Annotated in this window: 13 protein-coding genes; 4 read left to right on the top strand and 9 right to left on the bottom strand. The window is 69.7% G+C overall.

Annotated features, from left to right (window positions below):
• Position 1 precedes the first annotated feature (1 nt).
• Together M3M27_RS05205 and M3M27_RS05200 are read right to left on the bottom strand one after the other, a co-directional pair.
• Entirely contained in the window at positions 2 to 1,495 is a 1,494-nt protein-coding gene (locus M3M27_RS05205) for an alanine/glycine:cation symporter family protein (RefSeq protein WP_434027378.1), read from the bottom strand.
• A gap of 165 nt (positions 1,496 to 1,660) precedes the next feature.
• Positions 1,661 to 2,209, bottom strand: coding sequence for a GNAT family N-acetyltransferase (locus M3M27_RS05200; protein WP_434027376.1), 549 nt, complete (start codon positions 2,207 to 2,209; stop codon positions 1,661 to 1,663).
• 120 nt (positions 2,210 to 2,329) lie between these two features.
• Here M3M27_RS05200 and M3M27_RS05195 point away from each other — a divergent pair, with 120 nt between their 5' ends.
• Entirely contained in the window at positions 2,330 to 4,813 is a 2,484-nt protein-coding gene (locus M3M27_RS05195; RefSeq protein WP_434027375.1) for a glycogen/starch/alpha-glucan phosphorylase, read from the top strand.
• A 76-nt stretch (positions 4,814 to 4,889) separates the two neighbouring features.
• On the opposite strand, the gene M3M27_RS05190 is transcribed toward M3M27_RS05195, so the two are convergent.
• From M3M27_RS05190 to cysD, 5 genes are all read right to left on the bottom strand, one after another.
• Positions 4,890 to 7,568, bottom strand: a complete 2,679-nt coding sequence (locus M3M27_RS05190) for a M1 family metallopeptidase (protein WP_434027374.1) — start codon at positions 7,566 to 7,568, stop codon at positions 4,890 to 4,892.
• A gap of 300 nt (positions 7,569 to 7,868) precedes the next feature.
• Positions 7,869 to 10,994 carry an efflux RND transporter permease subunit gene (locus tag M3M27_RS05185; protein WP_434027373.1) on the bottom strand — a complete coding sequence of 1,042 codons (3,126 nt, stop codon included), beginning with the start codon at positions 10,992 to 10,994 and terminating at the stop codon, positions 7,869 to 7,871.
• Positions 10,991 to 12,058, bottom strand: coding sequence for an efflux RND transporter periplasmic adaptor subunit (locus tag M3M27_RS05180; RefSeq protein WP_434027372.1), 1,068 nt, complete (start codon positions 12,056 to 12,058; stop codon positions 10,991 to 10,993). Before M3M27_RS05180 ends, M3M27_RS05185 begins: the two co-directional genes overlap by 4 nt.
• Before the next feature lie 430 nt (positions 12,059 to 12,488).
• On the bottom strand, positions 12,489 to 14,465 hold the full coding sequence (cysN, locus tag M3M27_RS05175) for a sulfate adenylyltransferase subunit CysN (RefSeq protein WP_434027371.1): 1,977 nt from the start codon (positions 14,463 to 14,465) through the stop codon (positions 12,489 to 12,491).
• Positions 14,465 to 15,373, bottom strand: a complete 909-nt coding sequence (gene cysD / locus M3M27_RS05170; RefSeq protein WP_140719393.1) for a sulfate adenylyltransferase subunit CysD — start codon at positions 15,371 to 15,373, stop codon at positions 14,465 to 14,467. Before cysD ends, cysN begins: the two co-directional genes overlap by 1 nt.
• A gap of 201 nt (positions 15,374 to 15,574) precedes the next feature.
• On the opposite strand from cysD, the gene M3M27_RS05165 reads away from it, so the two are divergent.
• From M3M27_RS05165 to M3M27_RS05155, 3 genes are all read left to right on the top strand, one after another.
• Positions 15,575 to 17,425 (top strand): assimilatory sulfite reductase (NADPH) flavoprotein subunit, encoded by a 1,851-nt coding sequence (locus tag M3M27_RS05165; RefSeq protein ID WP_434027370.1) that lies wholly within the window; start codon positions 15,575 to 15,577, stop codon positions 17,423 to 17,425.
• Between the two features lie 84 nt (positions 17,426 to 17,509).
• Complete coding sequence (cysI, locus tag M3M27_RS05160; protein WP_434027369.1) at positions 17,510 to 19,216, top strand: assimilatory sulfite reductase (NADPH) hemoprotein subunit; 1,707 nt, start codon at positions 17,510 to 17,512, stop codon at positions 19,214 to 19,216.
• Positions 19,213 to 19,935 carry a phosphoadenylyl-sulfate reductase gene (locus tag M3M27_RS05155; protein ID WP_140719399.1) on the top strand — a complete coding sequence of 241 codons (723 nt, stop codon included), beginning with the start codon at positions 19,213 to 19,215 and terminating at the stop codon, positions 19,933 to 19,935. Before cysI ends, M3M27_RS05155 begins: the two co-directional genes overlap by 4 nt.
• Positions 19,936 to 20,295: 360 nt before the next feature.
• On the opposite strand, the gene M3M27_RS05150 is transcribed toward M3M27_RS05155, so the two are convergent.
• The gene (locus M3M27_RS05150) at positions 20,296 to 21,735 is read right to left on the bottom strand and encodes a PepSY-associated TM helix domain-containing protein (protein ID WP_434027957.1); all 1,440 of its coding nucleotides are present in this window, start codon (positions 21,733 to 21,735) and stop codon (positions 20,296 to 20,298) included.
• Positions 21,717 to 23,759: a TonB-dependent receptor gene (locus M3M27_RS05145; protein WP_434027368.1), complete on the bottom strand. Its 2,043-nt coding sequence runs from the start codon at positions 23,757 to 23,759 to the stop codon at positions 21,717 to 21,719. Before M3M27_RS05145 ends, M3M27_RS05150 begins: the two co-directional genes overlap by 19 nt.
• Between the last annotated feature and the right edge of the window lie 19 nt (positions 23,760 to 23,778).

Raw genomic sequence — 23,778 nt, 5'->3', positions numbered from 1 at the left:
GTCAGGGTTTCTTCTTCCAGAAATCGGCATTGCGGACGCCGGCCACGTCCGGGTCGAACACCGGGTCCAGGCCGAGCTTCTTCTGCCGCTCGTAGTCGCGCAACGCCAGCATCGCCGGCTTGTGCAGGATCAGGATGGCGATGATGTTCAGCCACGCCATCAGGCCCACGCCGATGTCGCCCAGCGCCCAGGCCTGCTGCGCGTTGCGCCAGGCGCCGAACACCACCATCGCGATGATGCCCAGGCGCAGCAGCAGCACGGTCAGCGGCCGGTGCCGGTTGTGGTTGACATAGCTCAGGTTGGTCTCGGCCATGTAGTAGTAGGCCATGATCGTGGTGAACGCGAAGAAGAACAGCGCCACCGCCACGAAGATGGCGCCCCAGCCGGGCAGCACCGATTCCACCGCGGCCTGGGCGAACCCGGGGCCTTCCTCCACGCCCGGCACGCCGTTGAACAACGGTGCGCCGCCGCCCGGCGAGTACACGTTGAACATGCCGGTGGACAGCACCAGGAACGCCGTCGAGGTGCACACCATCATCGTGTCGAAGTAGATCGCGAAGGCCTGCACGTAGCCCTGCTTGGCCGGGTGCGACACCTCCGCCGCGGCCGCCGCGTGCGGGCCGGTGCCCTGGCCGGCTTCGTTGGCGTAGATGCCGCGCTTGACGCCCCACTCCACCGCCAGGCCCATGATGGCGCCGAAGGCCGCATGCGCGCCGAAGGCGCTGCTGATGATCGTCGCGAACATCTCCGGCACGCGCTCGACGTTCAGCACCATCACCGTGATCGCCATCAGGATGAAGCCCGCCGCCATGAACGGCACCACCACCTCGGCGAAATTGGCGATGCGCTTGACGCCGCCGAAGATGATGATGCCCAGCAGCAGCGCCACCACGGCGCCGACCCCGAGCTTGAACGCGTCGCGGGCCGGCATCCCCAGCCACTGCCCGTCCATCGGGCCGCACAGCGCACTGCCGGCGCAGACGTTGGCGGCGCTGTCGGCGATCGCGTTGGCCTGCACCCCGGGCATCAGGAAGCCGGCGGCGACGATGGTCACCACCGCGAAGGCCATCGCATACCACTTCAGGCCCATGGCCCGCTCGATGTAGTAGGCCGGGCCGCCACGGTAGCGGCCATCGGCGTCCTTGACCTTGTAGATCTGCGCCAGCGTGCTTTCCACGTACGAGGTGGACGCCCCCAGGAAGCCCATCACCCACATCCAGAAGATCGCACCGGGTCCGCCGAAGGCGATCGCGGTGGCCACGCCGGCGATGTTGCCGATGCCGATGCGGCCGGCCATCGACATCGCCAGCGCCTGGAACGAGGACACGCCTGCCTCGGACTTCTGGCCGCGCACGGTCAGGCGGCACATTTCGAAGAACCCGCGCACCTGCATGAATCGGGTACGGAAGCTGAAGAACAGGCCGGCGCCCAGGCATATCGCGATCAATGCCTTGCTCCAGATGACGCCGTTGACGGCGTTGATGATGGATTCCATGCAGTTCCCCGGAAGATGGTTACAGAATCGCCCCGGAATGCGGGGCTGACCCTGATTGTGCATGAATCGCCTGGAACGCGCTGATCCGGGCGACTGCGGGAGGGATCCCAATCCCGACGGGCTCCTTGGAGTCGGGTTGAAACCCTTCCTACGAGGATCCCGGCCTCATGCGGGGGCCGGGACCGCCGGCGGGTGGATCCGCCCGAACACGCGCAGGTCGTGCAGCCCGTCGGGCTTGGCGATCGCGCAGCGGCGCACGCCCTCCTCCTGGAACCCGTTCTTGAGCAGTACCCGGGCCGAGGCGGGATTGATGTCCAGCACGTGCGCCTCGATGCGCGCCAGCGCCAGCGCCGGCACCGCCCATTCCAGATAGGTCGCCACGACCCGGGTCATCCAGCCCTTTCCCCAATGCCGCCGCCCCAGCCAGTAGCCCAGTTCGGCGGAATGCGCGCGCTCGCCGCTGCCCTGGCGCAATCCGATTCCCCCGCCGGCCTCGCCGTCGATCTCGATCGCCAGCACGGGCTGGGTCAGGTCCACCACCCGCCCGGACAGGAAGGCCTCGCCGTCCGCGCGCGTGTACGGATGCGGGAAACGCTCGCTCAGCCCGCGCACCACCTGCGGATCGTCGGCATGCCGGAGCAGCGCCTCGAGGTCGCCGGCCTGCCAGCGCCGCAACAGGAATCCCCCGCCCTGCAACCGCAATGCCTCGTACATGCCGCCTCCCGGCCCGATTCGCGGCACCGCCGCGGGCCGACAGGATTTACCGGTCACATGGATGCAGGCAAGCTCGCGGATGCAAGCGGCACCGCACTCCTTCCCCCACGGAGATCCCGCATGACCCGCATCAGCCTCGCCGACCTGATCAATCGCTACGGCGCCGGTCCGGTGGATTTTTCCGGCGACCCCAACGCCCTGTTCGAGCGCCACCTCACCTTCGATCACATCCTGCGTCCCGAGACCGCGACGATGCGCGAGCGCTACGAGGCCGCGGCGGCCTCGCTGCGGGACGTCCTCAGCCAGCGCTGGATCGCCACCGAGGCGACCTACCGGGCACGCAACGCCAAGCGCGTGTACTACCTGTCGATGGAGTTCCTGATCGGCCGCCAGCTCGCCAACAACGCGATCAACCTGCAGTTGGACCTGGCGCTGGAGCAGTTGCAACAGCAGCACCACGCCTCGGCGCTGGCGCAGCTGGAAGAGGAAGAGCCGGATGCCGGGCTGGGCAATGGCGGCCTCGGCCGCCTGGCGGCGTGCTTCCTCGACTCGATGGCCACGCTCGGCCTGCCCGGCATGGGCTACGGGCTGCGCTACGAATACGGCATCTTCCACCAGCAGATCGCCAACGGCTGGCAGCGGGAAACGCCCGACCATTGGCTCGCCCGGCCCGACCCCTGGGAGATCGCCCGCCCCGGCGAAGCGGTCGAGGTGACCCTGCACTGCGCGCTGGAACTGCGCGGCGGCGTGTTGCGCGCGGTACCGGGCAAGCCCTGGACGATGCTCGGCATCCCCTACGATCGCCCGGTGGTCGGCTATGGCGGCAGGACCATCAACACGCTGCGGCTGTGGTCGGCGCAGGCGCCGGTCTCGTTCGACTTCGCGCAGTTCAGCAGCGGCGATTTCGTCGGCGCGTTCGCCGCCTCGCTGGGCGCGGAAACCATCACCCGCGTGCTCTATCCGGACGACAGCACGGTCTCCGGCCAGGCGCTGCGGCTGCTGCAGGAATACTTCCTGGTCGCCTGCTCGGTGGCCGACCTGCTGCGCCGCTTCCGCGCCGCCGGCAACGACTGGATGCAACTGCCGGACAAGGCCGCGATCCAGCTCAACGATACCCACCCGGCGCTGGCGGTGCCGGAGCTGATGCGGATCCTGCTCGACCAGGCGGGACTCAACTGGGACCTGGCCTGGGACCTCACGCGCCGCACGCTCGCCTACACCAACCACACCTTGCTACCGGAAGCGCTGGAACAATGGCCGGTGGGCTGGTTCGAGGCGATGCTGCCGCGGCACCTGGAGATCATCTACGAAGCCAACCGCCGCCTGCTCGACCAGGTGAGCATGCGCTGGCCGGGCCGCCTGGAACGGCTGCGCCGGATGAGCCTGATCGAGGAAGGCAACGGCAAGCGCGTGCGCATGGCGCACCTGGCGATCCTCGGCAGTCACAGCGTCAACGGCGTGGCGGCGCTGCACACGCAACTGCTGCAGCAGCGGGTGGTACCGGAATTCGCCGAGATGTTCCCGGAGCGCTTCAACAACAAGACCAACGGCGTCACCCAGCGCCGCTTCCTGCGCGTGGCCAACCCAGCGCTGGCGCGGTTGCTGACCGCGCGCCTGGGCGAGGGCTGGATCACCGACCTGGAGCAACTGGAGCAGCTCGCCCCGCTCGCCGACGACCCCGACTTCCGCCAACAGCTGCGCGTCACCCGCTACGAGGCCAAGCTGCGCTTCTGCGAATGGCTGCGGCATGCCGGCGGACCGGCGCTCGACCCGGAGACGATCTTCGACACCCAGATCAAGCGCATCCACGAGTACAAGCGCCAGCTGCTCAACGCGCTGCACATCGTGATGCTGTACCGGCGGCTGCGCGAGCAGCCGGATGCGCCGCTGCCACGCCGCACCTTCCTGTTCGCCGGCAAGGCCGCGCCCGCCTACGCGCTGGCCAAGCTGGTGATCAAGTTCATCAACAATCTCGCCGCGACCATCGATCGCGACCCCGCGATCGCGCAGAAACTGCGCGTGGTGTTCATCCCGGACTATCGCGTATCGGTGGCCGAGAAGCTGATCCCGGCCAGCGACGTGTCCGAGCAGATTTCCACCGCCGGCTACGAGGCCAGCGGCACCAGCAACATGAAGTTCATGATGAACGGCGCCCTGACCATCGGCACCCGCGACGGCGCCAACATCGAGATCGCCGAGGCCGTCGGCGAGGACAACCTGTTCCTGTTCGGCCTCAACGCCAGGCAGGTCCGCGACGGCGCTGGCTGGTACGACCCGCGCTGGCACTACGAGAACGATCCGGATACACGCGCTGCGCTGGACCTGATCGCCTCCAACCACTTCAGTCCGGACGAACCGGGCGTGTTCGCCCCGCTGCTGGACACGCTGCTGCACGTGGACCACTACCGGCACCTGGCCGACCTGGGCAGCTATGCGGCGGCGCAGGCGCGGCTCGGCACGCTGTACGCCGATCCGGAGGCGTGGTCGCGCAAGATGGTGCTCAACATCGCCGCGTCCGGCCGTTTCTCGAGCGACCGCACCATCGCCGAGTACGCGCGCGAGATTTGGGACGTGCAGCCGGTGGTAGTGGAGGCGCCGGGCTGAGGCCCCTCCCCAGGCTGCGCCTGCCGGAGGCGCTTGCGGGTCGGGGCAGTAGCCGGCGCGACCTCTCCCGCGCCGATCAGCGCGCGACCGGCGCCGCCTCCTGGCGTTGCTTCAGAGCACTGCACAGCCTGATCGATTCGGCCATCTGTGCCAGGCCGCGGTCGGCGCCGCTGAGTTCCCCTAGGCGCGGCCGGAAGAACGCCTCCAGACGATCGGCTTCGGCGGCATCACAACCTCCCGCGGCCGCCAGCGCCGGCAGGCGCCCGCCATCGAACGACCCGCTGCGCGCGACGATGCGGTCGAAGTGGGCCACGTACCAGTCCCACATGGAAGCATGGCCCTCCTGCTCGGCATGGCCGCCCATCAGCAACTGCGACATCTCGCCGACCTTGATCGCATCGGTCAGCGCGAAGTCGCGCACCTGCCGCAGCAGGGCCGGGTCGCGCACCGCCGACAACGCCGCGATCATTGCATTCCGCTGGGCCGGCTCGCCATGGGTGCGCAGCGCGGCGGCCAGCCGATCCACCGCCGGCGCGCCGCGTTCCTGCACCGCCACCGCCAGCACGCTGCCGAGCAGGTCCGGATCGGCGGCACCGAAGTCGAGCCCGCCGTCCTTGCCGGCCAGCACCGCATCGCCCTGTGCCAACAGTTCCCGGCGCACCGCAGGCACGCGCAGGTCCACGCCGAGCAGGTTGGCCAGCACCGAGCGCAACGCCACGTCGTCGGCACTGTCGTTGGCGCGACGTTGGTAACCCAGTGCCTGCAGGCGCGCACCGAACGCATCCGTGGCCGCCCGTCGCAGCGTCTCGCGCTGCGCATCGTCGCGGGCCAGCACGCGCCAGATCCAGCCGAAGCGGTCGACCAGTGCGGTCGCTACCGGCTCGGCCGGTGCCGATGCCAACTGCTTCATTGCCGCCAGAACGTCCGCGGTGTCGGCGTCGCCACGGCGGAAGGCCGCGTCGATGGCATCGGCATAGGCCAGCCTCTCCGCGTCGTTGAGTGCATTTACGTGCCGGCCGAGCGCGGCCAGCTGCGCCTTGGGCAGGCTGAAGCGGTAGTAACCGGCGCCGTCGGCATTGGGCAACACCCAACTGTCCTCGCCGCCCCCCTCAAGCACGATGCTGCCGTCCGCGCCGGAGATCATCTCGCAGGCACGCCGCACGCCCTGCGCGGTGCCGTACTTCACGCACACCGGCACGCCCCAACGGCGCGCGGGATCGCCACCGGACCCGAGCGGCAGGTATCGCTGCTGCTGCAACCTCAGCACGGCGCCCTGAGGAGCCGCCTCCAGGCCGGCCTGCAGGTAGGGCACGCCGGGCTGGTCGAGGAAGCTGCGGAAGGCTGCCTTGAACGCCGCGTCCTTGCCGGCCGCAGCGGCGATCGCGTCGACCAGGTCGTCGGCGGTGGCGTTGCCGAACCGGTGATCGCGGATATACCTGCGCATGCCGGTACGGAAGGCGTCCTGGCCGACGAAGCTCTCGAACATGGCGAGCACCGCCGCGCCCTTCTGGTAGGTGATGCCATCGAAGGCGGTCTCGATGTCGCCGTTGCCGGTGATCGGCTGGCGTATCTTGCGTGCGCTGACCAGGCTGTCGTTGTCCATAGCGCGCTGCGCCCCGGCAATGCGGTCGAGGTCGGCGCGGTACTCCGGCCGCAGCTTCATCGTGATCTTCTGCTGCATCCAGGTCGCAAAGGCCTCGTTGAGCCACAGGTCGTCCCACCAGGCCATCGTCACCGTATCGCCGGTCCACTGGTGCGCCAGTTCGTGCGCGGTGACGTTGAAGGACCCCTTGACGTTGCGCTGCGGCGAGCCTTCGTCCAGCAGCAGCAGCCAGTCGCGGAACGTGACGAAACCGGGGTTCTCCATCGCGCCGGCGGAGAAGTCCGGCGCGGCCACCAGGTCGAGCTTGTCGAACGGATAGCCGAAGCCGTAGTAATCCTCGAGCGTGGCGATGATCGCGGGCGTCTGCGCCAGGGCCTGCTGGATGCGTCCGCCCTGGCCGAGCGCGGTGACGCCGCGCAGCGGCGTCGCCCGGTCGCGCTGCGGCGTCGGCGGCATCGCCGGTGCGTCCACGACGTCCCACGGGCCGACGCCATAGGCCACCAGGTAGGTCGGCAGGGGCAGCGTCGGCGCGAACGTCACCGTCTTCCAGCCCTTGCCGTCCGGCACGCTGGACACGGCCCGGGTATTGGCCAGCGCCTGCTCGCCTTCCGGCACCGTCAGGCGGATGTCGAAAGGCGTCTTCAGCGACGGCTCGTCGAAACCGGGAAAGGCGTAGCGCGCGCTGATGGGCTCCATCTGCGTCATCGCGTACGCATGCCCCTGGTGCCTGACCTGGTACAGGCCCTGCAACTGCTGGTTGAGCGGCGCAGTGTAAGTAATCGCGAGCGTCAGTTCCTGCGGTTGCAGCTCGCGGCCGAACTCGATGCGCGCCACGCCGGCCTGCGCATCGGCCTGCATGTAGCGGACCGGGAACGGCTCGCCGCCGGCCGGCGCCACCGTCGCCTTGGCGACCGACAGTTCCTTGCCATGCAGCCAGAGATGATCGGACGCCCGCTCCAGCCGGATCCGGATGGTAGTCGTGCCCCCGAAGTCACGCTGGTCCGGATCGATCTTCAGGTCGAGCGTGTAGTGCTCCGGCACCGCCCATTCCGGCAGGCGACCGGCGGGCACGGCATCCGGCGCCTGCGCCAGCGCGGCGGCACAGCACAGGGAAAGCGCCGATACGATCAGTGGGCGAAGAATCGGGATCATCGGGTGGCATCCTTGGAAAGACATCGGCCCAGCGAACCACATCCGCCCAGGCACCACCCGTGCCGGAAGGCATGGTGCAAATGCAAAGCGCTGCCGGCTCCACCGGCACAGGATCAACGGACATGCGCGGCCGGGATCGCCGCATCCGCGCTGCAACGGGCCTTGTCGCTTGGCTATGCGCAGGAACCGGCGCGGCCGCCGGCACACCCGCCGGAACGATGGCCCGCAGATGGATCGATCGTGCCGTGAAGGAGGCGGAAAGCACTCCCCACGGCATGACGTCGCAATGCCTTTCCGCCCTCACGCATGCCCGCCGACCGACGGCGTGCGCGCCTCCAGCGCCTGCAGCTCGCGCGCCAGGGCTTCCGGCGACTTGGTGAACGGCGCGATCAGCGAATAGAACGCGGGCACCACGTACAGCGACAACAGCGTCGACAGCGACACGCCGAAGATCACCACCACGCCGATGGTCGCGCGGCTGGCCGAGCCGGGGCCGCCGGCCACCACCAATGGGATCGCGCCGACCACGGTCGCGATCGAGGTCATCAGGATCGGGCGCAGGCGCACCGCCGCCGATTCGACGATCGCCTCGTGCACGCTGCGGCCCTCGTCGCGCAACTGGTTGGCGAACTCGACGATCAGGATGCCGTTCTTCGCCGCCAGGCCGACCAGCATGACGATCCCGATCTGGCTGAACAGGTTGAGCGTGCCGCCAGTGACCCACAGCCCGACCAGCGCGCCGAGCACCGCCAGCGGCACCGTCAGCATGATCACCAGCGGATGCGCGAAGCTCTCGAACTGCGCCGCCAGCACCAGGTACACGATCAGCAGCGCCATCGCGAAGGTCAGCAGCACGGCGCTGCCGGACTGCAGGTACTCGCGCGATTCGCCCTTCCAGTCGAGCTGGGCGTAATCGGGCAGTTCTTCGGCGGCCACCTGCTGCACCCAGGCGATCGCCTCGCCGAGCGGGTAGCCCGGTGCGAGGCCGGCATTGATGGTGATCGAACGCAGCCGGTTGAAGCGGTTGAGCGTGCCCGCCTCGGCCACTTCGGCCAGCGTGACCAGGTTGGACAACGGGATCAGTTCGCCGCTGGCCGAGCGCACGCGGATCGCGGCGAGGTCTTCCGGCGACATTCGCCCCTGGCGGCCGGCCTGCAGCATCACGTCGTACTCCTCGCCGTTGTCGACGAAGGTGGTGACGCGCACCGAACCCATCAACGCTTCCAGCGCACCGCCGATCTCGGTGACCGGCACGCCCAGATCGGCCGCGCGCAGGCGGTCGATGTTCACGCGCATCTGCGGCCGGGTCTCCTTGTAGTCCGAATCCGGGCCGATCAGCCCCGGGTTCTGCTCCATCCGCTGCAGGATGCGATCGCGCCACCGGGCGATCTCGGCATACTCCGGTCCGCCCAGCACCAGTTGGAAAGGCTGGCCGCGCCCGCGCACCAACCCGCCGCCGACCTGCGTGCGCGCCCGTACGCCGGTCAGCACCGACAACTGCCGCTGCAGTTCGTCGGCGACCTCGGTGGTCGGGCGGTCGCGCTTGTCCCAGTCCTGCAGGAACACGCTGACCCGGCCGGTATGCATCTCCTCGCTACTGCCCCAGCCGCCCGGCACGCGCGGGTTGGCGCGCACGATCGGCTTGTCCGGGCCGATGTAGGGCGCGAGTATCGCCTCGACCTGGTGCATCTGCCCGACGGTGTAGTCGAAACCGGCGCCTTCCGGGCCGTCGATCATGATCTGGAAGCTGCCGCGATCCTCGGCCGGCGCCAGCTCGGAGGGGATCCGCGTCAGCAACCAGGCACTGGCGCCGAGCGCCCCCAGCATCAACAGTCCAAACAGCCAGCTGCGGCCCACGCTGCGCTCCAGCGAGCGCCGGTAGGCGGCGCTGACCCGCTCCATGCGCGCATTGAACCAGTGATGGAACCGGTTAGGCTTCTCCTTCGCGTGCGGCTTGAGCAGCTTGGACGACATCATCGGCGTGAGCGTCAGCGCCACGAACGCCGAGATCGCCACCGCCGCCGCCAATGCCACCGCCAGCTCGCGGAACAGGCGCCCGGTGCTGCCTTCGAGGAAGCCGACCGGCAGGAACACCGCCACCAGCACCGCGGTGGTGGCGATCACCGCGAACGCCACCTGCGCGGTGCCGCGCCGCGCGGCGACCAGCGGCGGCTCGCCGAGATCGATGCGGCGCTGCACGTTTTCCACCACCACGATCGCATCGTCCACCACCAGGCCGATGCACAGGATCAACGCCAGCAAGGTCAGCAGGTTGATCGAGAAATCGAACGCGTACAGCGCGATGAACGCGGCGACCAGGCACACCGGCACCGTCACCGCCGGGATCAGCGCGGCGCGCACGCTGCCGAGGAACACCCAGATCACCACCAGCACCAGGATCACCGCTTCCACCAGCGTGTGGTAGACGCGCTCGACCGAGGCGTCGATGAAGGTGGTGGTGTCGAACGCGACGAAGATGTTGGTGCCCTGCGGCAGGGTTTTCTGCACCTCCTCGGCTTCCTGGCGCGCGGCGCGCGCCACGTCCAGCGCGTTGGCGGTGGAGTTGCGCACGATGCCCAGGCCGATGTTGGGCACGCCGTTGCTCTTGAAGTAGGCGCGGCGCTCGGCCGAGGTCAACTCGACCTTGGCCACGTCGCCGAGGCGCACCACGTAGCCGTCGCCGCCCTTGCCCAGGGGCAGCCGCGCGAAATCCTCCGGCTTGAGGTAGCTGCGCTCCACGCGCAGGGTGAAGTCGCGCTGTTCGGATTCCAGGCTGCCGGCCGGCAGTTCGACGTTCTCGCGGCCGAGCGCGGTGCGCACGTCGGCCACGGTCAGCCCGCGCGCGGCGAGCTGGTCGCGGTCGAGCCAGATCCGCATCGCGTAGCGCTGGCGACCGCCGATGCGTACCTGCGCCACGCCGTCCAGGCTGGAGAAGCGGTCCACCACGTAGCGCTCGGCGTAGTCGGACAGCTGCAGCGTGTCCATCGTCGAGGAGCTCATGTTGAGCCACAGGATCGGGTCGGCGTCGGCCTCGACCTTGGAGATCTCCGGCGGCCGCGCCTGGTCGGGCAAGCGGTCGGTGACGCGGCTGACCGCGTCGCGCACGTCGTTGGCGGCGGCCTCGACGTCGCGGTTCGGCTTGAACTCGATGCTGATGTCCGAGCTGCCGTTGCGGCTGCGCGCCTCGATCGTCTCGATGCCCTCGATGCCGGCGAGCGCATCCTCCAGCACCTGGGTGATGCGGCTTTCCACCACCGAGGCGGAGGCGCCGGTGTACTCCACGTCCACCGAGACGATCGGCGGATCGATCGCCGGCAGCTCGCGCAGGGTCAGCCTGGTGAACGACATCACCCCCAGCACCACCAGCAGCAGGCTCATCACCACCGCCAGCACCGGGCGGGCGATCGAAACGTCGGAGAGTTTCATCCGGCTTCCTTCGCCGCGGCCTGCGCGGCTTCGCCGCCGTCGCGGACCTTCAGGCCCGGGCGCAGTTTGCCGGTACCGTCGACCACGACCCGCTCGCCGGCGGCCAGGCCGTCCACGATCTCGACCTTGCCGTCGCGGCGCTCGCCGGTGCGCACGTCGGCACGCTCGACGCTGCCGTCGTCCTTGACCCGGTAGACGAACGAATCGCGCCCGACCTGCACCACCGCGATCTCCGGGATCACCAAGGCCTGCCGCGCCGGCTGGTACAGCCGCACGTCGAGCAGCATGCCCGGGCGCAGGCGGCGATCGGCGTTGTCGAAGTCGGCGCGCACGGTGACCGCGCGGGTGGCCTCGTCCACGCGCGAATCGATCGCCGCGACGGTGCCCTCGAACCGCTCGCCAGGATAGGCGGCCGCGCTGCCGGTGACGGCATGGCCGATCCGCACCAACCCGAGTTGCGCCTCCGGCACCTGGAAATCCACGTGCATGCGCTCGATGTCGTCGAGGGTGGCGATCACCGTCTGCGCGGTCACCAACGAGCCGGGGCTGACCTGGCGGATGCCGAGCACGCCCGAGAACGGCGCCCGCACCTCGCGGTCGCGGATGTCCGAGCGCATCTGCTGCACCCGCGCCAGCGCGGCATCGCGCAGGGCGCGCTGGGTATCGAGGGTGGAACGGGCGACCAGTTGCTGGCCGATCAGTTCCTGCTGGCGCCGATAGAGCTGGTCGGCTTCCTCGAAGGTGGCCTGGGCCGCCGCCAGCGCGGCCTGCTGCGAATTGCCGCGCAGCGACACCAGCAGTTGCCCGGCCTTCACCTCGTCGCCGCTTTCGAAGTGGACCTGCTCGACCACGTCGCTGACCGCCGCGGTCAACGCCACCGACTCGCGCGCCCGTACCGTGGCGATCGACTGGACGGTGGAATGCCAAGGCTGCGCCGCCACCGCCTGGATCGTGACGGGGATCGGAGCGCTGGCGGCTGGCTCGTGGGCCTGGCGGCCGCACGCCGCCAGCCCGACGGCCAGCAGCCCGGCAACCACGGCGCGCGCGCGGTGTCGAGAAAGCATCGAGAGGTCCTGACTACGGTTGCCCCGAGTTTAACGAGAGGACATGGCACCGGCCGCCCCGGAACGCCCCTGAATCGCCATGACCAAAGACCCTTGCCATGGTGCATTTCCCGACCAGGCAGCCGCGGCCCGCTGCCGTTCCTCACGAGAGAGCTTCTTTATACAGGGGGAAGGCGGCAGGCGTGTCGAGGCTAGCCGCCCGGCTTCCGTCGAGGGACAACGGCAGCAAGGCCGCCGTAGGCGCTGCATGCCTCGCCCAGGCCCCCCTGCTGTTCATGATTCCACCTGGCTTTTCCGCTTTTCGGGACTCATGGCGGAGCCTACGACAACGGCGCCTGCAAGAGCGACGCGAATGGCCTCGACGGGAAAGCCGGGGCACTGCTTCGCGCCGGCGGAAGGTGTTCGCCGCGCGGCGGATGCCCGGCCAGGCTCAGCGATCCAGCCCCAGGTACTCCAGCACCCGCGCCGCCAATGCCTCCACGTTTTCGCCATCCGCCCGCAGATGCAGCTCCGGATGCTCCGGCGCCTCGTACGGCGAATCGATGCCCGTGAAATTCGGGATCTGCCCTGCGCGCGCCTTCGCGTACAACCCCTTCACGTCGCGTGCCTCGGCCACTTCCAACGGCACGTCGACGAACACCTCGACGAACTCGCCCTCGGCGAAGCGCTCCCGCGCCATCCTCCGCTCCGCGCGGAACGGCGAGATGAAGCTCACCAGCACGATCAGGCCGGCGTCGGTCATCAGCTTGGCGACCTCGGCGACGCGGCGGATGTTCTCCACGCGGTCCTCCTCGGTGAAGCCCAGGTCGCGATTCAATCCATGCCGAACGTTGTCGCCGTCGAGGATGAAGGTGTGGTAGCCGAGCGCGTGCAGGCGCTTGTCCACCCGGTTGGCGATGGTGGACTTGCCCGCGCCGGACAGGCCGGTGAACCACAGCACCCTGGGCGACTGGCCCTTGATCCGCGCCCGCGCGGCCTTGTCCACGTCCAGGTGCTGCCAGTGCACGTTGCCGGCGCGGCGCAGCGCGAACTCCAGCGTGCCGGCGGCCACGGTGGCATTGCTCTGGCGGTCGATCAGGATGAAGCCGCCCAGCACGTGGTTGCGCGCATAGGGCTCGAACGCGATCGGCTCGTCCAGCGACAGGTTGCAGTAGCCGACCTCGTTCAGTTCCAGTCGCTTGGCCGCCAGGTGCTCCTGCGTGTTCACGTCGACGCGGTGCTTGATCTCGCTGACGCTGGCCGAGACCGTGCGCGCACCGATCTTCAGCCAGTAAGGCCGGCCCGGCAGCAGCGCCGCGTCGTCCAGCCACAGCACGTGCGCGGCGAACTGGTCGGCCACTTCCGGCGGATCGCCGGCGGCGGCGATCACGTCGCCGCGGCTGACGTCGATCTCGTCGGCCAGCGTCAGCGTCACCGCCTGCCCGGCGCGCGCGACCTCGGCGTCGCCATTGGCATCCAGCACGCGCGCCACGCTCGAGCGCCGCGCCGACGGCAGCACCACCACGGCATCGCCCGGCCGCACCTCGCCCGCCGCGATCGTGCCGGAGAAGCCGCGGAAATGCTGGTTGGGCCGGTTCACCCATTGCACCGGCAGGCGCAGGCCGCTGGCCTCGCCGTGCGTTTCGACCCGCACCGTTTCCAGGTGCTCGAGCAACGACGGGCCGCCGTACCACGGCGTGTTGGGCGAACGCGTGGAGAGGTTGTCGCCTTCCAGCGCCGACAGCGGGATCGCCTGCACGTGCGCGATGCCGAGCTGCGCGGCCAGCGCGCGGTAGCCTTCGGCGATCGCCTCGAACGCGGCCTGGTCGTAGCCGACCAGGTCCATCTTGTTCACCGCCAGCACCACGTGCGAAATACCCAGCAGCGAGACGATGTAGCTGTGCCGCCGGGTCTGCGTCAGCAAGCCCTTGCGCGCGTCCACCAGCACCACCGCCAGGTCGGCGGTGGAAGCGCCGGTGGCCATGTTGCGGGTGTACTGCTCGTGGCCCGGGCAGTCGGCGACGATGAACTTGCGCTTGTCGGTATCGAAGTAGCGGTAGGCCACGTCGATGGTGATGCCCTGCTCGCGCTCGGCGGCCAGCCCGTCCAGCAGCAGCGCATAGTCGATGCGCTCGCCCTGGGTGCCGTGGCGGCGGCTGTCCTTCTCCAGCGCGGCGAGCTGGTCGTCGAACAGGCGCTTGCTGTCGTACAGCAGCCGCCCGATCAGGGTGCTCTTGCCGTCGTCCACGCTGCCGCAGGTGATGAAGCGCAGCAGGGGCTTGTCTTCGTGCTGGCGCAAGTAGGCGGCGACGTCGTCGTCGCCGTGATTCGTGATTCGTGATTCGTGATTCGCAAAAGCGGCCCCTACGCTCGCCGAACTTTGCCTTTCCGAATCACGAATCACGAATGACGAATGACGGCTCTTCATCAGAAATACCCCTCCAGCTTCTTCTTCTCCATCGACGCGCCCGGATCGTGGTCGATCACCCGGCCCTGGCGCTCGGAGCTGGTCGCGACCAGCATCTCGGCGATGATCGCCTCCAGCGTGTCGGCGGTGGACTCGATCGCGCCGGTCAGCGGATAGCAGCCCAGGGTGCGGAAGCGCACCGATTTCAGCTGCGGCACCTCGCCCTCGCGCAACGGCAGGCGCTCGTCGTCGACCAGGATCAGCGCGCCGTCGCGCTCGACCACCGGGCGCTCGGCGGCGAAGTACAGCGGCACCACCGGGATGTTCTCGCGGTAGATGTAGAGCCAGATGTCCAGCTCGGTCCAGTTCGACAGCGGGAACGCCCGCACGCTCTCGCCGGGGTGGATGCGGGCGTTGTAGACGCTCCACAGCTCCGGGCGCTGGTTCTTCGGATCCCAGCGGTGCTTGTCGTTGCGGAACGAGAACACCCGTTCCTTGGCGCGCGACTTCTCCTCGTCGCGGCGCGCGCCGCCGATGGCCGCGTCGAACTTCCACTTGTCCAGCGCCTGCTTCAGGCCCTGGGTCTTCATCACGTCGGTGTGGATCGCGGCGCCATGGCTGATCGGCCCGATGCCCTGGGCGACGCCCTCCGGGTTGATGTGCACGCGCAATTCCACGCCGGTCTCGGCGGCGCGGCGGTCGCGGAAGGCGATCATCTCGCGGAACTTCCAGCGCGTGTCCACGTGCAGCAGCGGGATCGGCGGCGGGGCGGGTGCGAACGCCTTCAGCAGCAGGTGCAGCAGCACCGAACTGTCCTTGCCGACCGAATACAGCAGCACCGGGTTGCGGAACTCGGCGGCGACCTCGCGCAGGATGTGGATGCTTTCGGCCTCGAGCCGGTCGAGGTGGGACAGGGAAGGAGCGCTCATCGAACCACGAAGCAGGCGGATAAAGGCAGGGCCCAGCGTAGCAGCGGCCACGCCCGGCCAGGCGACCGGGACCGGCAGTGTGTCGTCCGGCCGTCACGCGGCGAAATAAGCGACGGGCATAAGCGGATAACCGCTGGTCCTTTCTGAACGGAAAAACGCTTCTCTAACATCGGACGTCCTCCTTTTGTATCCGGAACGGGAATGACCGCCGCCACCGCCCCATCGCTTCCCAGTCCCCTGCCCGAGGACCGCAGGGCCCTGCTGGCGAAGCTGGTCGAGGGCCTGGATGGTCCATCGCTGTGGTGGCTGTCCGGCTATACCGCCGGGCTCGCCCAGGGCCATGCCGCGCCGCCTTCGCTGGCGCTGGTGCCGGGCGGCGGCGGTGCGGTGGCGGCCACGGCCGGCCAGCGCCTCACCGTCGTGTACGGCAGCCAGACCGGCAACGCGCGCCGTGCCGCCGAGCAGCTGGTCGCCGAGGCGGAGGCCTCGGGGCTGTCGGTCCGGCTGGTCCGCGCCGATGCCTACCCCACCCGCGAGCTGGCCGGCGAGCGCCTGCTGTACGTGGTGATCAGCACCCAGGGCGAGGGCGACCCGCCGGACGACGCGATCGGCTTCGTCGAGTTCCTGGCCGGCCGGCGCGCGCCCAAGCTCCCCGACCTGAAGTACGCGGTGCTCGCGCTGGGCGATTCCAGCTATGCCGACTTCTGCGGCATCGGCCGCCGCATCGACGCGCGCCTGGCCGAGCTCGGCGCCACCCGCCTGCAGCCGCTGGGCGAGGCCGACCTGGACATCGACACCGTGGCCGCGCCGTGGCGCCAGCAGGCGCTGGCCCGGGCCCGCGAATTCCTCGACACCGCGCCGGCCGGCAACGTCACCCCGCTGCGCCATGCCGCGCCGGCGGCGCACGCCTGGTCGCCCACCCACCCGTTCGCCGCCGAGGTGCTGGCCAACCAGCCGATCAGCGGCCGCGAGTTCAAGGGGCCGGCGTTCCGCGTCTACGGTCCTGCATCCAAGCACGTACGCCACCTCGAGTTGTCGATCGCAGGCAGCGGCCTGGCCTACGAACCCGGCGACGCCCTGGGCGTGGTGCACCGCAATCCGCCGGTGCTGGTCGAGGCCGTGCTGCAGGCCGCGCGCCTGGATGCCGGTACCGAGGTCGCGCTCGGCAAGGAAACCCAGCGCCTGGCCGAATGGCTGGCCGCACGCCGCGAGCTGACCAAGCTGTCGCGGCCGTTCCTGGCCGCGCATGCCGAGCGCAGCGGCGCCGAGGAGCTGAAGCGCCTGCTCGACCCGAACCAGACCGCCGGCCTGGCAGCGCTGCTGGCCGACCACCAAGTGGTCGACGTGCTGCGCCGCTGGCCGGCGGATTGGGACCCACAGGGCCTGCTCGAGGCGCTGCGCCCGCTCGCCCCGCGCCTGTATTCGATCGCCTCCAGCCGCAAGCGGGTCGGCGAGGAAGTCCACCTCACCGTCGACGAGCTGCGCTACGAGGCGCACGGCCACCCCCACGTCGGCAGCGCCAGCGGCTTCCTGGCCGCGCTGGCCGAGGGCGACAGCGTGCCGGTCTACGTCGAGGCCAACGAGCGCTTCCGCGTCCCCGCCGACGGCGAGCGCGACATCGTGATGGTCGGCCCCGGCTCCGGCGTCGCGCCGTTCCGCGGTTTCGTGCAGGAGCGCGCCGAGACCGGCGCCCGCGGCCGCAACTGGCTGTTCTTCGGCGCCCAGCACTTCAATACCGGCTTCCTCTACCAGACCGAGTGGCAGGAAGCGCTGCACCGCGGAGAGCTGCACCGCCTGGACCTGGCGTTCTCGCGCGACCAGCCGCGCAAGGTCTACGTCCAGGACCGCCTGCGCGAGCGCGGCGCCGAGCTGTACGCCTGGCTGCAGGGCGGCGCGCACTTCTACGTCTGCGGCTCCATCGCCATGGGCAAGGACGTGCACGCCGCGTTGCTGGACGTGGTGGCCGCGCACAACGGCGGCAACGCCGAAGCCGCGGCCGAGTACCTCGCCGCCCTGCAGGCGGAGGGCCGCTACGGCCGCGACGTCTACTGAAAGAAGCCGGCACGGCGGTCCGGATCCGCAGGAACGAGAACCCGCGCGACCGGTCGCCGCCCTCCACATCGGAATGCAAGCCCCATGAGCCATCCTTCCGTCGAAGACATCAAGATCAACAGCCGCGGCCTGCGGGGCACGCTGCTGGAAGGCCTGGCCGACCCGGTCACCGGCTCGCTGTCGTTCGAGGACCAGCGCCTGGTCAAGTTCCACGGCACCTACCAGCAGGACGACCGCGACATCCGCGACGAGCGCCGCCGGCAGAAGCTGGAGCCCGCACACCAGTTCATGATCCGCATCCGCGCCCCGGGCGGGGTGTTCAGCCCCGAGCAGTGGCTGAAGCTGGACGCCATCGCCACCACCTGGGCCAACCACTCGCTGCGCGTCACCACCCGCCAGACCTTCCAGTTCCATGGCGTGATCAAGCGCGAACTGAAGGCGACCATGCAGGCGATCAACGCCGCCGCGCTGGACACCATCTCCGCCTGCGGCGACGTCAACCGCAACGTGCTGTCGACCAGCAACCCGCTGCAGTCGCGCCTGCATGCCGAGGTACACGCGTGGGCGCAGCGCCTGTCGGCCGAGTTCCTGCCCAGGACCCGCGCCTACTACGAGATCTGGCTGGACCAGGAGAAGCTGGCCGACAGCGGCGAGGAAGAGGACCCGGTCTACGGCAAGGCCTACCTGCCGCGCAAGTTCAAGATGGCCGTGGCGGTGCCGCCGACCAACGACGTGGACGTGTTCGCCAACGACTTCGGCCTGATCGCCATCGTCGATGCGGACGGCGGCCTGGCCGGCTTCAACGTGACCATCGGCGGCGGCATGGGCGCCAGCCATGGCGACCCCAAGACCTATCCGCGCCTGGGCAGCGTGATCGGCTTCGTCGCGCCCGACCAGGTACTGGCGATCGCCGCGGCCGCGGTGACGGTGCAGCGCGACCACGGCGACCGCGTCGAACGCAAGCATGCGCGCTTCAAGTACACCATCGACGACCTCGGCCTGGATGCCGTGGTCGCGCTGATGGAGGAACGCGCCGGCTTCCGGCTGCAGCCGGCACGGCCGTTCCGCTTCGACCACAACGGCGACCGCTTCGGCTGGGTCGAGGGCGAGGACGGGCGCTGGCACCTGACCCTGTCGCTGCCGACCGGCCGCATCGCGGACCGCCCCGGCACGCCGCACCTGAGCGGCCTGCGCGAGATCGCCCGGGTACACCGCGGCGAGTTCCGCCTGACCGCCAACCAGAACCTGATCGTCGCCGGGGTGCCGGCCGGCGAGCGCGAACGCATCGACGCCCTGGTCCGCGCCCATGCCCTGGACCAGGACAACCGCGCCCCGACCGCGCTGGCGCGCGCCTCGATGGCCTGCGTCGCGCTGCCGACCTGCGCGCTGGCCATGGCCGAGGCCGAGCGCTACCTGCCCGACTTCAACGCCAGGTTGCAGCCCCTGCTGGAAAAACACGGACTGGCGGAGGCGCCGATCCTGCTGCGCATCTCCGGTTGCCCCAACGGCTGCTCGCGCCCGTACCTGGCCGAGATCGCCCTGGTCGGCAAGGCGCCCGGCCGCTACAACCTGATGCTCGGCGGCGACCACCGCGGCCAGCGCCTGAACACGCTGTACCGAGAAAACATCACCGAACCCGAGATCCTGGCCGCGCTCGACCCGCTGCTGGCCCGCTACGCCGCCGAGCGCGGCGGCGACGAGGGTTTCGGCGATTTCCTGCACCGCAGCGGCGAGATCGCCCTGCCCGCCTATCCCACCCATCGCGAAATCTCACTGGAACTGCGCGCATGACCGCCCGTCCCGCCTCCAACGACCACGACGCCCCCTACGACCTGGAATCGGTCAACGCGCGGCTCGAGAAGCTCGATGCCGTCGAACGCGTGGCCTGGGCGCTCGAGCACGGACCGAAGCAGGCCGCGCTCTCCTCCAGCTTCGGCGCGCAGTCGGCGGTCACGCTGCACATGCTGACCCGGCAGAAGCCGGACATCCCGGTGATCCTGATCGATACCGGCTACCTGTTCCCGGAGACCTACCGCTTCGCCGACGCGCTGACCGAACGGCTCGGCCTCAACCTCAAGGTCTACCGCCCGCTGGTCAGCCGCGCCTGGATGGAGGCGCGCCACGGCCGCCTGTGGGAACAGGGCGTGGTCGGCATCGAGCAATACAACAACCTGCGCAAGGTCGAGCCGATGCGCCGCGCCCTCGACGAACTGCAGGTCGGCACCTGGTTCACCGGCCTGCGCCGCCAGCAGGCCACCAGCCGCGCCAACACCCCGATCGTGCAGCAGCGCGGCGAGCGCTGGAAGATCAGCCCGATCGCCGACTGGACCGACCGCGACATCTGGCAGTACATGAAGGCGCACGACCTGCCCTACCACCCGCTGTGGGAACAGGGCTACGTCTCGATCGGCGACTTCCACACCACCCGCCGCTGGGAACCGGGCATGCGCGAAGAGGACACCCGCTTCTTCGGCCTCAAGCGCGAGTGCGGCATCCACGAGGACATCTGAGCGGCCCGGCGGACAAGCGCCTGGTGACTCCTATGGCAATGACTCCTGTGGCAGCGGCTTCTGTGGGAGCGACTTCAGTCGCGATGAGGCCTTACCGATAAAGCCCTGTCGCGACTGAAGTCGCTCCCACGATGATTCAGGCCCTCGATGGCCGGCGAGCAGGCACACCAGCCCAACCACAATCATTTCCAGCGCCGCCGGCAGCGGCACCTCTGTCATCGGAGCAGCCCCATCACCAGTACGCGCTCCACCACGCACCTGTGGGAGCGACTTCAGTCGCGACGGGCCTTACCGGTAAAGCCCCGTCGCGACTGAAGTCGCTCCCACAATGATTGTTCCGGCCTGCTCAGCGGCCGACGATCAGCGGTGCCGCCCCGGCCACAAACGGTCCAATCCCAGCACCACCAGCATCGACAGCCCGGTCAGCGGGAACAGCACGCCGCCGATCGCCAGCAGCGCGGTCACCACGCGCAAGGTGCGCGGGTCCACCGGTGCCGGCGGCACGCCGAGCCGCCCTGCCGGCCGGCGCTTCCACCACATCGCCACGGCGCTGGCGCACAACACGACGATGCCCAGGCACGCCACCAGCAGCACGAGCTGGTTGGCGACCCCGTACTGCTGGCCGAGATGCACGTTGATGCCCCACTCCGCCGCGCGCGCCAGCGCGCCGTAGTCGGCATAGCGCATGTCCAGCAGCACCCGGCCGCTGTACTGGTCGAGATGGACCACGCGCTGGCGCGCCAGGTCGGCCGGGTAGACCGAAGCGGTATAGACCCCTTCCGCGCCGCGCGGCAACGACACCGCATAGCCCGGCGCGACATCCAGCGCATCGAAGCGCGCGAGCGCCGCGTCCAGGCCGATCGCGCCGGGCTGCGGCGCGTAGTCGCCCGCGCCGGCGGCCATGGCATGCGCCGCATGTGCCGCCGGCTCGTGCCCGGCATGCGGTTCGGAACGCGGTAGCCGCGCCTGCCGCAACGACCACGCCGGTACCGTCGCATCGGCCAGGCGCTGGTCGGACATCGGCACCTGCACGCGCAGCCCGGCGGGATAGCCGTAGTCATGGCCGTTGAGCCATGCGTTGACCTTGGCGCCCCACAGCCACGACCACGGCAGCCCGGTCAGCGCCAGGAACAGCAACACGCCGCCGACGGACACGCCCAGCGTCGCGTGCAGGTCGCGCCAGAACAGCCGCTGCCGCGGCCGCCCACGCGGCGCGAACCCGAATCCCCGCGCGGGGCCGTGCGGGCGCTTGCGAGGGGCTCGCGCCGAGGCCCACCACAGGTAGAAGCCGGTCAGCACCAGCAGGATCGCCCATCCCGCCGCGACCTCGATCATCGCGTTGGCTGGCACGCCGAGCAGGTCCAGGCTGTGCAGGCGCCGGATCGTCCAGGCCACCGTGCCGTGCTCGGGCAAGGTGCCGAGCACGCGCGCCCGGTACGGATCGACATAGACCACCTGCCGGCTCCCTTCCGGCGCGACGATGCCGACCTCGGCGCTGGCATCCGCCCGCTCGGGCGCGACGTAGCGGAAGACCTGCCCGGCCTGCCTGCGCAACGCCGCTTCCAACTGCGTCCGGGCCGGCTGCCGCGGCCCATCCGCCGGCGCCACCACTTTCAGATCGTGGTGGAAGAACCGGTCGATCGGCTTCTGGTACAGGAACGCCGCGCCGGTCAACGCAAGCCAGGCCAGGAACGGCAGCACCAGCAGGCCGGCATAGAAATGCCAGCGCCAGACCGCACGGTAGAAGCGCCAGGGCGCCGCCTCGCCTTCGCGCGACCGGCTCACAGGCGCCTCGTCCAGTTCACGTAGAACGCACGGCCATCGCCCGGGGAATAGCCGGACGACCCGCTGTCGTACCAGGCGTAGGCGTAGAAGCGGTCGGTCACGTTCTTCAGCTGCAGCGAGAACGCATTGCGCGCATCCGGCGTCCAGGTCGCGCCGAGGTTGCCGAGCACGTAGCCACCGTAGCGGCCGAGCGTATTGGTGCGCTCGACGTAGTAATCGCCCTGGCCGTTGCCCCAGGCGCTGAGCTTGAGCCGGGCGCCGGCCTGCCATTCCACGCCCGCGTTCGCCAACCAGCGGGGCACGTTCTCGATCTCCTTGCCGCGCGTGTCGGGCGCGCCCGGGTCCGGCGCCACGATCGTGGCCTTCTGCCGCGAATACGCCAGCCACGCGCGCCAGCGCTCGCCCGGCTGCAGGTTGAACTGCGCGTCCCAGCCCCTGCGCAGCGTCTTGCCGACGTTGGCCACGTCGCCGACCGCGACGCTGCCGTTCACCCCGAGCACCGTGGCGACCTCGCCCGATGCACGCTGCTCCCAATAGGCCAGCCGTGCGTCCGCCCAGGGCCCCGGCCGGAACTTCAGGCCGGCTTCCCACCCGGTGTTGATCGATGGCGCCAGGTCGTTGGCCCCGGTGCGGTAGGCGCCGTTGCCGGTGCCGATCTGGAAGCTGCGGCCCCAGTTGGCATAGGCGGTGGAGGTCTCGCCCAGGCGGTAGGCGGCGCTGAACTTCGGCTGCCGGATCGTGCCGTAGCCGTAGACCGGATAGCGTGCGCCGTTGGCGACGTCGTCGAAATCGCCGTGGACGCGGTCGATGCGATAGGCCGGCACCAGCTTGAGCCGCTCGCCCGGGCGGATCACCGCCTGCACGTAGGCGCCGCGCGTGTCCAGCGCGTAGGCCCAGTCGCGCAGCACCGTGCCGCGCGCGCCGTCGACGATGCCGAAGCGGCGCGCGACGTTGTCCTGCCACTGCGCGTCCACGCCGCCCTCCAGCGCGAACTCGCGCGCCCATGCCACCTGCGGCGTCCAGGTCGCGTTGGCGAGCAGGCCGCGGTGGGTCTCGTCGTTGTAGCGCTCCTGCCGCGCGCCGGCAGCGGTGAACTTCACCACCCGGTCGTTGGTGTAGCGGTTGACGTAGGCCTTGGCGTTCCAGTTCCAGTCGGCTCCGATGCGGCCATCCAGGTGCAGCGCGGTCTGCACGGTCTGGCGCTCGCTGCGATCCTGGTCGGAATACGCCGGCGAGCTGCGCGGGCGCGCCACCGCGTCGGCATAGGCCAGGTAGCCGGATTCCTGCGCATCGTTGTGGAAATAGCGGGTACTGAGCCCGGCACGCCAGCGATCCTCGGGATCGGCATAGAACCACTTGCCGGCGAAGGTGCGCTTGATCGCCCGCGCATGCTCGCGATACCCGTCCGAATCGCGCCAGCCGGCGAAATAGTCCTGGCTCCACGGCCCCTGCTCGAAGCCCTTGGCGAGCTGCACGTCGCGCGTGCCGAAGCTGCCGGCGGTGACGCTCAGCGCGCCCTCGTCGCCGCCGCTGCGGGTGACGACGTTGACGTCGCCGGCGATGGCGTTGAGCCCGTAGCGCGGATCGTTGGTGCCGCGCACGATCTCGATCGCGGCGATGTCGAGCGGGAACACCGCGTCCAGGTACGGCATCCCGCCTGCGTTGTCGTTGGACGGCACGCCGTCGATCAGCAGCTTGACCGCGTTGATGCGGCCCTCGCCGTTGAAGCCGCGGAAGGAGATGCGGCCGGCGTCGGTCCCCATCTTGAACTGGGTCACCTGCACGCCAGGCGCGCGCGCGAACAGTTCCCAGCTGTAGTCGACGCGCTGGTCCTGCACCAGGTCGGCGCCGAGCACGTCGACCGAGGAAAACACCCGCCCCACCGGCAAGCTACGCTCGCCCGCGGCGCGGGCCTCGGCGCGCACCGTGCCCAGGGTGAGCACGGAATCGTCCTGCGGGGCGGAATGCGCGGTGCAGGCGAGCACGCACAGCACGGCACCGGCCAACGGTATTGGAGCGGGATGGACATGGCGGTTCATGCGAAAGACTCCTCCCGTC

The sequence above is a fragment of the Xanthomonas boreopolis genome, assembly GCF_046529185.1.
Taxonomy (GTDB): domain Bacteria; phylum Pseudomonadota; class Gammaproteobacteria; order Xanthomonadales; family Xanthomonadaceae; genus Pseudomonas_S; species Pseudomonas_S boreopolis.
Note: the sequence above shows the minus strand (reverse complement) of the source record. Positions and strands in the feature narration are given on the sequence as shown.

Excerpts from the sequence above, each read along its gene's own strand:
- M3M27_RS05180 (WP_434027372.1), bottom strand. The coding sequence starts at position 12,058 with ATGCTTTCTCGACACCGCGCGCGCGCCGTGGTTGCCGGGCTGCTGGCC.
- M3M27_RS05205 (WP_434027378.1), bottom strand. The coding sequence starts at position 1,495 with ATGGAATCCATCATCAACGCCGTCAACGGCGTCATCTGGAGCAAGGCA.
- M3M27_RS05165 (WP_434027370.1), top strand. The coding sequence starts at position 15,575 with ATGACCGCCGCCACCGCCCCATCGCTTCCCAGTCCCCTGCCCGAGGAC.
- M3M27_RS05145 (WP_434027368.1), bottom strand. The coding sequence starts at position 23,759 with ATGAACCGCCATGTCCATCCCGCTCCAATACCGTTGGCCGGTGCCGTG.
- M3M27_RS05195 (WP_434027375.1), top strand. The coding sequence starts at position 2,330 with ATGACCCGCATCAGCCTCGCCGACCTGATCAATCGCTACGGCGCCGGT.
- cysI (WP_434027369.1), top strand. The coding sequence starts at position 17,510 with ATGAGCCATCCTTCCGTCGAAGACATCAAGATCAACAGCCGCGGCCTG.
- M3M27_RS05190 (WP_434027374.1), bottom strand. The coding sequence starts at position 7,568 with ATGATCCCGATTCTTCGCCCACTGATCGTATCGGCGCTTTCCCTGTGC.
- M3M27_RS05185 (WP_434027373.1), bottom strand. The coding sequence starts at position 10,994 with ATGAAACTCTCCGACGTTTCGATCGCCCGCCCGGTGCTGGCGGTGGTG.
- M3M27_RS05155 (WP_140719399.1), top strand. The coding sequence starts at position 19,213 with ATGACCGCCCGTCCCGCCTCCAACGACCACGACGCCCCCTACGACCTG.
- cysD (WP_140719393.1), bottom strand. The coding sequence starts at position 15,373 with ATGAGCGCTCCTTCCCTGTCCCACCTCGACCGGCTCGAGGCCGAAAGC.
- cysN (WP_434027371.1), bottom strand. The coding sequence starts at position 14,465 with ATGAAGAGCCGTCATTCGTCATTCGTGATTCGTGATTCGGAAAGGCAA.
- M3M27_RS05200 (WP_434027376.1), bottom strand. The coding sequence starts at position 2,209 with ATGTACGAGGCATTGCGGTTGCAGGGCGGGGGATTCCTGTTGCGGCGC.